Origin of the sequence: Kineococcus xinjiangensis (genome assembly GCF_002934625.1) — a bacterium.
Lineage (GTDB): Bacteria > Actinomycetota > Actinomycetes > Actinomycetales > Kineococcaceae > Kineococcus_A > Kineococcus_A xinjiangensis.
This window is the reverse complement of record NZ_PTJD01000003.1, coordinates 87,412-96,702: the sequence shown is the minus strand read 5'-3', so window position 1 is coordinate 96,702 and position 9,291 is coordinate 87,412. Positions and strand designations below refer to the sequence as shown.

9 protein-coding genes are annotated in these 9,291 nt (G+C 76.5%); 1 reads left to right on the top strand and 8 read right to left on the bottom strand.

Going from position 1 to position 9,291, the window contains the following annotated elements; genetic code table 11:
- Window positions 1-2: 2 nt before the first annotated feature.
- The 5 genes from CLV92_RS05320 to CLV92_RS05300 form a co-directional block, all read right to left on the bottom strand.
- Window positions 3-1,118 carry a GNAT family N-acetyltransferase gene (locus CLV92_RS05320; protein WP_104431772.1) on the bottom strand — a complete coding sequence of 372 codons (1,116 nt, stop codon included), beginning with the start codon at window positions 1,116-1,118 and terminating at the stop codon, window positions 3-5.
- Window positions 1,119-1,203: 85 nt separating this feature from the next.
- Entirely contained in the window at window positions 1,204-2,583 is a 1,380-nt protein-coding gene (gene glmM / locus CLV92_RS05315) for a phosphoglucosamine mutase (protein WP_104431771.1), read from the bottom strand.
- A 205-nt stretch (window positions 2,584-2,788) separates the two neighbouring features.
- Window positions 2,789-3,280 (bottom strand): 30S ribosomal protein S9, encoded by a 492-nt coding sequence (gene rpsI / locus CLV92_RS05310; RefSeq protein WP_104431978.1) that lies wholly within the window; start codon window positions 3,278-3,280, stop codon window positions 2,789-2,791.
- A gap of 47 nt (window positions 3,281-3,327) precedes the next feature.
- Entirely contained in the window at window positions 3,328-3,771 is a 444-nt protein-coding gene (gene rplM / locus CLV92_RS05305) for a 50S ribosomal protein L13 (protein ID WP_104431770.1), read from the bottom strand.
- 190 nt (window positions 3,772-3,961) lie between these two features.
- Window positions 3,962-5,644 (bottom strand): ATP-binding cassette domain-containing protein, encoded by a 1,683-nt coding sequence (locus tag CLV92_RS05300; protein ID WP_104431769.1) that lies wholly within the window; start codon window positions 5,642-5,644, stop codon window positions 3,962-3,964.
- Between the two features lie 361 nt (window positions 5,645-6,005).
- Here CLV92_RS05300 and rsgA point away from each other — a divergent pair, with 361 nt between their 5' ends.
- Entirely contained in the window at window positions 6,006-7,112 is a 1,107-nt protein-coding gene (gene rsgA, locus CLV92_RS05295) for a ribosome small subunit-dependent GTPase A (RefSeq protein WP_104431977.1), read from the top strand.
- A 70-nt stretch (window positions 7,113-7,182) separates the two neighbouring features.
- Here the strand turns inward: rsgA and CLV92_RS05290 are convergent, their stop codons facing one another.
- The 3 genes from CLV92_RS05290 to rplQ all read right to left on the bottom strand — a co-directional run bounded on the left by CLV92_RS05290 (window position 7,183) and on the right by rplQ (window position 9,227).
- On the bottom strand, window positions 7,183-7,680 hold the full coding sequence (locus CLV92_RS05290; RefSeq protein WP_104431768.1) for a SixA phosphatase family protein: 498 nt from the start codon (window positions 7,678-7,680) through the stop codon (window positions 7,183-7,185).
- 66 nt (window positions 7,681-7,746) lie between these two features.
- Window positions 7,747-8,580 (bottom strand): tRNA pseudouridine(38-40) synthase TruA, encoded by an 834-nt coding sequence (gene truA, locus CLV92_RS05285; RefSeq protein WP_211290919.1) that lies wholly within the window; start codon window positions 8,578-8,580, stop codon window positions 7,747-7,749.
- 86 nt (window positions 8,581-8,666) lie between these two features.
- Window positions 8,667-9,227 (bottom strand): 50S ribosomal protein L17, encoded by a 561-nt coding sequence (gene rplQ, locus CLV92_RS23040; RefSeq protein ID WP_104431766.1) that lies wholly within the window; start codon window positions 9,225-9,227, stop codon window positions 8,667-8,669.
- Between the last annotated feature and the right edge of the window lie 64 nt (window positions 9,228-9,291).

The window sequence follows — 9,291 nt, the reverse complement described above, 5'->3', positions numbered from 1 at the left end:
CGTCAGCGCGCCCGCAGGGCGGTCTCCACGTCCTCCAGCGGCGCCTCGCGGGCCTCGACGAGCTCGTCGAGCCGGTAGCCCATCGCCTCGTTCACCGCGATCATCGGCCGGTTCTCCGCGGCGTTCCACGTCGTGACGTGTCGGGCTGCGGGGGCGTCGGCGGTGGCGGCGCGCAGGGCGGCGATCTTCAGCAGCGTCCCGAGGCGGTGGCCGCGGTGCTCGCGCAGGACGAGGGTGTCCCACTGCTGGAGGCGGTGGGGCTCGTGGCGGCTCTGCACGAGCTGGGTGAACCCCACCGCGCGGCCCGCGGCGTCCTCGGCGAGCGCCGTCCAGGAGCGGCGGCCCTGCGCGGCGGCGCGGGCCTCGGCGGCGCGGAGCCGGGCGGCGTCCCACGTCTCGGGCTCGACGTGCAGGTCCCCCGTCGGGGCGTCGGTGCTCATGCGGGCGGTGAGGGCCGCGAGGGCGTCCACGTCGGCGTCGGCGCAGGGACCGGCCCAGGTGCGCACCCGGTAGCCTGCGGCGTGCGGGAGGGCGGCGGTCTCGAGCTCCACCAGCCGCTGCGGCGGCACGGGCAGCTCCAGCCGGTGGCGCGCCTCCGTCTGCCCCAGGGGCAGGCCCCAACGGTCGCAGGCGGCGGACCCGGGCCAGGTCGCGGCGTCGACGGGCCGCTCGACGCCGCCGCGCAGCCGGGTGCGCCCCTCGGCCCGCGCGACGGCGCAGGCCCGCTCGAGGAGGAGCCGGCCGACGCCGCGGCGGCGGTGCTGCGGCGCGACCGCGACGCCGACGTCCGCGACGTGGGTGTTGTCCGGCAGCTGCAGGTCGATCCTCGCGGCGCCGCGGGGGCCGCCGTCGGGGCCGAGGGCGAGCAGCAGGTGGGAGGCGCTGAGGCCGTCGTCGGCGGCCAGCTCGGCGCGCACCTCGTCGGGGCTCTCCAGCGCGGGGTCCTCGCGCTCGTGCGACCAGGCCGCGGCGTCCACCTCGTACCAGGCGTCGAACCAGCGGTGCATCCATTCCTGGAACCCGGCGGAGCGGGTCGAGGTGGCCACGACCTCCGCGACGACCGCCGCCCCGGCACGTCCTGTCCGGCCGGCGCGACCGGCGGCTGCGGTGGTGTCCACCGCACCAGTACGGCACGGACGCAGGGCGCGCGCCACGGGTTTTCCCGCCGGCACCCGGCCGCTCAGGCCGGTGCGCCCTGGCCGGTCAGGAGTGCTGCAGGGCGAGGCGGTCGCGCACGACGGCGGCGAGGCGCTCCGCCACCGCCTGGGCCTGCTCCTGCGCGGCGGCCTCCACCATCACCCGCACGAGCGGCTCGGTGCCGGACGGGCGCAGCAGGACGCGGCCGGTGGAGCCGAGCTCCTCCTCCGCGGCGGCGACGGCGACGAGCACGCCCGCGTCGGAGCCCGCCCGCGCCTTGTCCACACCCGGCACGTTGACGAGGACCTGCGGCAGGCGCTGCACGACGGCGGCGAGGTCGGCGAGGGTGCGCCCCGTGGCCGCCATCCGGGCCAGCAGCAGCACCGCGGTGAGGACGCCGTCGCCGGTGGTGGCGTACTGCGGCAGCACCACGTGCCCGGACTGCTCCCCGCCGAGGGTGTAGCCGCCGGCGGTGAGGGCCTCCAGCACGTAGCGGTCGCCCACCGCGGTCTCGACGAGGCGGATGCCCTCGCGCTCCATGGCCAGGCGCAGGCCGAGGTTGCTCATGACGGTGGCGACGAGAGTGCCCTCCGCGAGCACCGCGGCGTCGCGCATGGCCACGGCCAGGACGGCCATGATCTGGTCGCCGTCGACGACGTTCCCGGCCGCGTCCACGGCGAGGCAGCGGTCGGCGTCGCCGTCGTGCGCGATCCCGGCGTCCGCGCCGTGGGCCAGGACGGCGTCCCGGAGGGGTTCCAGGTGCGTCGAGCCGCACCCGTCGTTGATGTTCAGCCCGTCGGGGTCGGCGGAGACGGCGGTGACCCGGGCCCCCGCCGCGGCGAGGATGCGGGGGGCTACGTCGCTGGCGGCCCCGTGTGCGCAGTCGACGACGACGTGCAGCCCGTCGAGCCGCGCCGGCAGGGCGGCGAGGACGTGCTCGACGTAGGTGTCGGACGCTGCGCGCTCCACCTCGGCACCGCGGCGGACGCGCCCGACGCCCGCGCCGGTGGGGCGCTGGGCCGGGCCCGCGGCCAGCCTCGCCTCGATCTGGTCCTCGACGCTGTCGGGCAGCTTGGTCCCGCCGCGGGCGAAGAACTTGATGCCGTTGTCGGGCATGGGGTTGTGGGAGGCGGAGAGCATGACGCCGAAGTCGGCGCCGCGGGCGGCCACGAGGTGCGCGACGGCCGGGGTGGGCAGGATCCCGACGTCGTCCACGTCGACGCCGGCGCTGGCGAGCCCGGCGACGACGGCGGCGGCGAGGAACTCACCCGACGCCCTCGGGTCGCGGCCGACGACCGCCCGCGGGCGCGCAGTTCCCGGCGCACCCCCCGGGGAGGCGCCGCCGAGCACGCCCGCCGCGGCGACCGCGAGGTTCAGGGCGAGCTCCGCCGTCAGGTCCACGTTGGCCAGGCCCCGCACGCCGTCGGTTCCGAAGAGTCGGCCCACCCTGTCGTCCTCCCTCGTTCCCGGTCTCTGGGGTCCGCGGTCGCCCGCGTTCCCCGCACGCCGCTCCCGTGCCGCAGTCGGCGGTGCCGCTCCACGACGAACGGCCCCGGGGAGCGCCCCCGGGGCCGTTCGTCGTGCGTTGCTGGCGCCGCCGCCCGTGGTCGGGCGGCGGCCACTGCAGGAACCGGTGGCCCCTGCGGTGGGATCAGCGCTTGCTGTACTGCGGGGCGCGACGGGCCTTCTTGAGGCCGTACTTCTTGCGTTCGGTGACGCGCGGGTCGCGGGTCAGGAACCCGGCCTTCTTCAGCGCCGGGCGGTTGGCCTCGACGTCGATCTCGTTCAGGCACCGGGCCACGCCGAGGCGCAGCGCACCGGCCTGGCCGGAGACGCCGCCGCCGTGGATGCGGGCGATGACGTCGAAGGAGCCCTCGAGCTCGGTGACCCGGAACGGCTCGTTGACGAGCTGCTGGTGCACCTTGTTCGGGAAGTACGACTGCAGGTCGCGGCCGTTCACCGTCCAGCGGCCGGTGCCGGGCACGATGCGCACCCGGGCGACGGCCTCCTTGCGACGGCCGGTGGCCGCGCCGGGGGCGATGATGCTCGACCCGCCGGTGCGCGGCTGGGTCGACTCGGTGGTGTACGTGCCGGTGAAGTCGTCGGACTCGGTGATGTCCTCAGCGACGTCGTCGGTCGTGATCTCGGACACGTTTCTCCTCAGTCAGTTCGCAGCGGGCGCGGAGTGGCTCACTGCGCGACCTGGGTCAACTCGTACGGCTGGGGCTTCTGCGCGGCGTGCGGGTGCTCCGGGCCGGCGTAGACCTTCAGGTTCTTCAGGATCTGACGACCCAGGGTGGTCTTCGGCAGCATCCCGCGGATGGCCTTCTCGACCGCCTTCGCGGGGTCCTGCTCCAGCAGGTCGGTGTAGCGGGTGGCCTTGAGGCCGCCCGGGTAGCCGGAGTGCCGGTAGGCGAGCTTCTGGTCGCGCTTCGAGCCGGTCAGGGCGACCTTGCTCGCGTTGACGATGATGACGAAGTCGCCACCGTCGACGTGGGGCGCGAACGTCGGCTTGTGCTTGCCGCGCAGGAGGATGGCGCTCTGGGACGCGAGGCGGCCGAGCACGACGTCTTCCGCGTCGATGACGTGCCAGCGACGCTCGACGTCGCCGGGCTTCGGGGTGTACGTGCGCACAGGCCTGGCCTTCGTTCTCGATGCGGTCATCGGGGAGGCGCCCCGTGGCAACCGTGGATCGCGGACCTTCCGATCACGACCCGCCACGTGAGGGCACAACGGCATCCGACGATACCCGCCGCCCGTGCCGGGGGTCAAAACGCCCGGACGCGGGGGCCGTCCGCACCGCGGCCGCACCCCCGCGGGGTCGTCAGCGGGCCCGGACCACCCGGGCCTCGTCCCACACCGGCGCCGGCTCCTCGCGGACCCCCCCGTCGGCGCCGAAGACGAGGAAGCGGTCGAAGCCCCTCGCGAACCAGCGGTCGTGCGTCACGGCCACGACGGTCCCCTCGAAGGCGGCCAGCGCGCTCTCCAGCGCCTCCGCGGAGTGCAGGTCGAGGTTGTCGGTCGGCTCGTCCAGCAGCAGCAGCGTGGCGCCCGACAGCTCCAGCAGGAGGATCTGCAGGCGCGCCTGCTGCCCGCCGGAGAGCTCCCCGAAGCGCCGCTCCGCGGCCGCGGCCAGCCCGTAGCGGTCCAGGGCGCGGGAGGCGGCCTCCCGGTCCAGGCCGCTGCGGTGCTCGTCGCCGCGGTGGAGCACGTCCAGCAGCGTCCGGCCCGTCAGGCCCGGCTGGTCGTGGGTCTGCGCGAACCACCCCGGCCGCACCCGCGCACCGAGGCGCGCCGTGCCGCGGTGGGCGACGGGCGCCACGACCGCCCCCGAGACCGGCCGGTGCTCCGGGGAGGGGTCGCTGCCGCCCGCGGCCAGCAGCCGCAGGAAGTGCGACTTGCCGGAGCCGTTGGAGCCCAGCACCGCCACCCGGTCGCCCAGCCACAGCTCGGCGTCGAAGGGCCGCATGAGCCCCGTCAGCTCCAGCCCCTCGCACACGACGGCCCGCTTGCCCGTGCGGCCGCCACGCAGGCGCATCCGCACGTCCTGCGGCAGCGGCGGCGCCTGCGGCGGGCCGGCCTCCTCGAAGCGCTGCAGGCGGGTCTGCGCCGCGGCGTAGCGCGAGGCCATGCCGTCGTTGAACTTCGACTTCTCCCGCAGCGTCACGACGAGGGTGCGCAGCTTCGCCCGGTCCTCGTCCCAGCGCCGGCGCAGCTCCTCCAGCCGCTCCCCGCGGGCGGCGCGCGCGGCGGCGTACGTCGCGAAGGAGCCGCCGTGCACCCAGGCCGTCGCACCCAGCGCACCCGGCTCCAGGGTCACGATCCGGTCCGCGGCCGCGGCCAGCAGCTCCCGGTCGTGGCTGACCAGCAGCACCGCCTTCGTCGTGGCCCGCAGCTGCTCCTCGAGCCACCGCTTGCCGGGGACGTCCAGGTAGTTGTCCGGCTCGTCGAGCAGCAGCACCTCGTCGTCGCCGCGCAGCAGCGCCTCCAGCACGAGCCGCTTCTGCTCGCCGCCGGAGAGCGTGCGCACGAGGCGGTGCTGGCAGCGCTCGAAGCCCGTCCCCAGGGCCGCGGAGGTGCACTCGTCCCACACCACCTCCGCCTCGTAGCCGCCGGCGTCGGCGAAGTCGGCGAGCGCCTGGGCGTAGCGCATCTGCTCCCGCTCCTCGTCGCGCTCGAGCATGGCCAGCTCCGCCGCGTCGACCGCAGCCGCGGCGGCGCGCAGGGGCGGCGGCGCGACGGACGTCAGCAGCTCGCGGACCGTGGTGTCGTCGCGCACCGAGCCGACGAACTGCCGCATGACGCCGAGGGATCCGGCGCGGCCGACGCCGCCGGACTGCAGCGGCAGGTCCTGGGCCACGAGGCGCAGCAGCGTCGTCTTGCCGGTGCCGTTGGGGCCGACGAGAGCGGTGGTGCTGCCCTCCGGGACCCGGAAGGACACCTCGTCGAGGAGCGGGCGCCCGTCGGGGAGCTCGTAGCCGACGGCCTGGAGGTCGAGGAAGCCCACGGGAGCGAGTGTGCACGCCGCAGGCGCCCGCCCGCACCCGCCTTCCCCCCGGGCCGCCGCACACGCCGACGCCGTGCAGCAGGCGGAGCGGCGGGGCCGGCGCGGGAACAGGCGGAAAAGCAGGTGCCCGGCCTCCGGGGCCCGGGCTAGCGTCGCGTCGTCGCCACCGCCGAGGGGGCGCGGACGAGGGAGGTGGGTCATGGCCGTCGACGAGCGCGTTCCCCACCGGATCCCCTTCCCCACCCGCCGCGGCTGAGAGCGCGGCGGGACTCCCCTCCTGGAGCCCCTCGTGCCGTCGAACCACCCCCCACCGCCCTCCGCCGCACCCGTACCGAGCGGGACCGGCGAGCCCGATCCGCTCCTGCTGCGCCACGGCTGGGACGACCACTGGCAGTCCACCTGGCAGACCAGCCGGCAGTCCCTGCCGGAGGCGACCGGCACCGCGTCCCCGGACTCCGGGACGGGCCCGCCGCAGCCCGGCCGCGTCGTGCGGACGGACCGGGGCCGCTGCGACGTCCTGACCGCTGCGGGTCTGCTGCACGCCGAGGTCCCACCAGCCCTCGCCGTCGACCCCGCCACCGCCCCCGCCACCGGCGACTGGACCGCCGTGAGCGGGGCCGGAGGGGCCACCGCGCGCCTGCTGGCGGTCCTGCCTCGCCGCAACGCCCTGCGGCGCTCCGCGGTCACCGGCTCCTCGCTGGGGCAGGTGCTGGCCGCGAACGTCGACGAGGTGCTGATCACCGTGCCCCTCGACGTCCCGCTGCGCCTGGCGCGGGTGGAGCGCCTCCTGGCGATCGCCTGGGCCAGCGGCGCCCGCCCCGTCGTGGTGCTCACCAAGGCCGACGTGGTGGACGATCCGGGCCTGGAACTCGCGGAGGTGGGCGCCGCCGCACCCGGTGCCCGGGTGCGGGCGGTGAGCACCGCGTCCGGCGCCGGCCTGGCCGTGCTGGCCGCCGAGCTCACCGGCACGGCCGTGCTCGTCGGGCCGTCCGGCGCCGGCAAGTCGAGCCTGGCCAACGCGCTGCTGGGGCGGGAGGCGCTGGCAGTCGGCGCGGTGCGCGCGGTCGACGGGAGGGGCCGGCACACCAGCGTGCGCCGGGAGCTGCTGCCGCTGCCCGGTGGGGGCGCGTTGATCGACACCCCCGGGCTGCGGGCGGTGGGGCTGCCGGAGACGGCCGACGGCGTGCGGCGGGCGTTCGCGGACGTGGAGGAGCTGGCGGCGGCGTGCCGGTTCGGCGACTGCGGGCACGTCGGTGAACCGGGGTGCGCGGTGCTCGCCGCAATCGTGGACGGCGTCCTGCCGACGCGACGGCTGGACGGCTACCGCAAGCTGCTGCGGGAGGAGGCGCGAGCCGCCGCCCGCACCGACCAGCGGTTGCGCGCGGAGCAGCGCCGCCACCGCCGCAGCACCACCCGGGAGCACCGCCGCTCGCGACGGGAGCGCGAGCAGGAGCGCGGTGACGGGTAGGGCCGCCGCGGCGTCGGCACCCCGGCCGGCTCCGGCGGGCTCAGGCCGGCTCCGGCGGGCTCAGACGGGGTCAGGCGAGCTCGTCGTCCGGCCCGTCGTCGCGCGCGGTGTGCACGGCGACGAGCGCGCACTCGCACGGGGCGACGTCCGTCCAGCTCCCGGAGGCCTCGACGACCGCGATCCCACTGGTCTGCAGCTCCAGCACCTCCCCGGTGAGGTCCTCGACGAGGGCGCTCAGGCCGGGGTTGTGGCCCACGAGCACCACGGGGGCCTGCTCGTCGAGCCCGCGCACCAGGTAGATCAGGTCGCCGAGGGACGCCTCGTAGATCCGCTCCTCCTCGACCACGGGCGGCAGCTCGTCCCACTGGCCGAGGAGGGCGGCGGTGGTCTCCTCGGTGCGGCGCGCCGGCGAGGTGAGCAGCAGCCCCGGTGGCGCGACGTGCTCGCGGATCCAGCGGCCGGCGGCGGCGGCGTCACGGGCACCGCGCGGCGACAGCGGCCGGGAGAGGTCGGCAACGCCCGGCGGGTTGGATGCCTTGGCGTGGCGCACGACGACGAGAGTGGGCACGGCCCCAGCCTGCCCGATGCCCCGCTCCGGGGCAGGTTCGTCCGCCCGGTGCGCGTCCCGCTGCGCTCAGCAGGCCGGCGGCAGCTGCCGGACGGCCCGTGCCTCCTGGGCGCGATCGGCGAGCCGGTCCTCGGGCGGGTAGCCCACCTCCTCCAGGCTCAGCCCGAGCGGCGGCACGACGGCCACGGCGGGGTCGCGGCGGCGGGCGGTGAGCACCTCGACGGGCCAGTCGATGTCGCGACGGCCCTCTCCGACGGGCAACAGCGCACCGACGAGCGCGCGGACCATGGAGTGGCAGAAGGCGTCCGCCCGGACGTCGGCGACCAGCAGGCCGTCCGCGTCACGGCACCAGCGGTAGCGCAGGAGGGTGCGGATCGTCGTGGCGCCCTCGCGGGGCTTGCAGAACGCGGCGAAGTCGTGCAGCCCGACCAACCGGCCGGCGGCGGCGTCCATCGCCTCGGCGTCGAGGGGCCTGCGGTGGGCGAGCACGTCGTGGCGTCGCAGCGGCGGGGCGCCCGCCGGGTGGTCGCTGACGCGGTAGGCGTAGCGGCGCTGCACGGCCGAGAACCGGGCGTCGAAGCCCGTCGGGGCCTCCTGCGCGGCGTGGACGCGCACGTCCGGAGGGAGGACGCCCGCCAGCCGCCGCAACAGCGCCTCGGCAGGCGGCCGGTCGGACCGTCCCGGCACCGCGAGCCACGCCTCGACGGGCACGTCCAGGTGCGCCACCTGGCCCGTGGCGTGGACGCCGGCGTCCGTGCGCCCGGCCACGACCAGGCGCACCCGCGACAGCCGCAGCACCCGCTGCAAGCCCTCCGCGAGGGTCTCCTCCACGGTGCGCAGACCGGGCTGCGCGGCCCAGCCGGAGAAGCCGGTGCCGTCGTAGCCGAGATCGAGGCGCAGGCGGACGCTCGCCTCGGCGCCCGCAGCAGCGAGCCCGCCGCTCCCCTGCTCGGGGAGGGCGGGCTCGCTGGGGAACACCTGGGTGCTCAGGCCTTGCCCTCGCCGTCCTCGGGGAGGGTGTCGGGCTGGGCGACGCTGCCGGCCTCGGCGTCGGCCGCGGGGGCCTCCGCGTCGGTGGCGGCGGTGTCGTCGGTCTCCTCGACGGCGACCTCGGGGGTCTCCTCCGCGGCGGGAGCCGACGCGGCGGTGGCCTTCTCGGCCTCGCGGACCGTGGCCTGCTTGGCGCTCAGGGGCTCCAGCACCAGCTGGATGACCGCCATGGGGGCGTTGTCGCCCTTGCGCGGGCCGATCTTCACGATGCGGGTGTAGCCACCCTCGCGCTCGGCCATGGCCGGGGCGATCTCCGTGAAGAGGAAGTGCACGACGCTCTTGTCGCGGATGGTCTGCATGACCCGGCGACGGTTGGCCAGGTCACCCCGCTTGGCCTTGGTGATGAGCTGCTCCGCGAACGGACGCAGCCGCTTGGCCTTCGCCTCGGTGGTGGTGATGCTGCGGTGCTCGAACAGCTGGGTCGCCAGGTTGGCGAGGATGAGCCGCTCGTGCGCCGGCCCGCCGCCGAGCCGCGGACCCTTGGTGGGGGTGGGCATGGTTGTCGATCTCCTCGGGTGCTTCCCGTGGCGCCCGAGTCAGGGAGCCACGACTGGGCGGTCG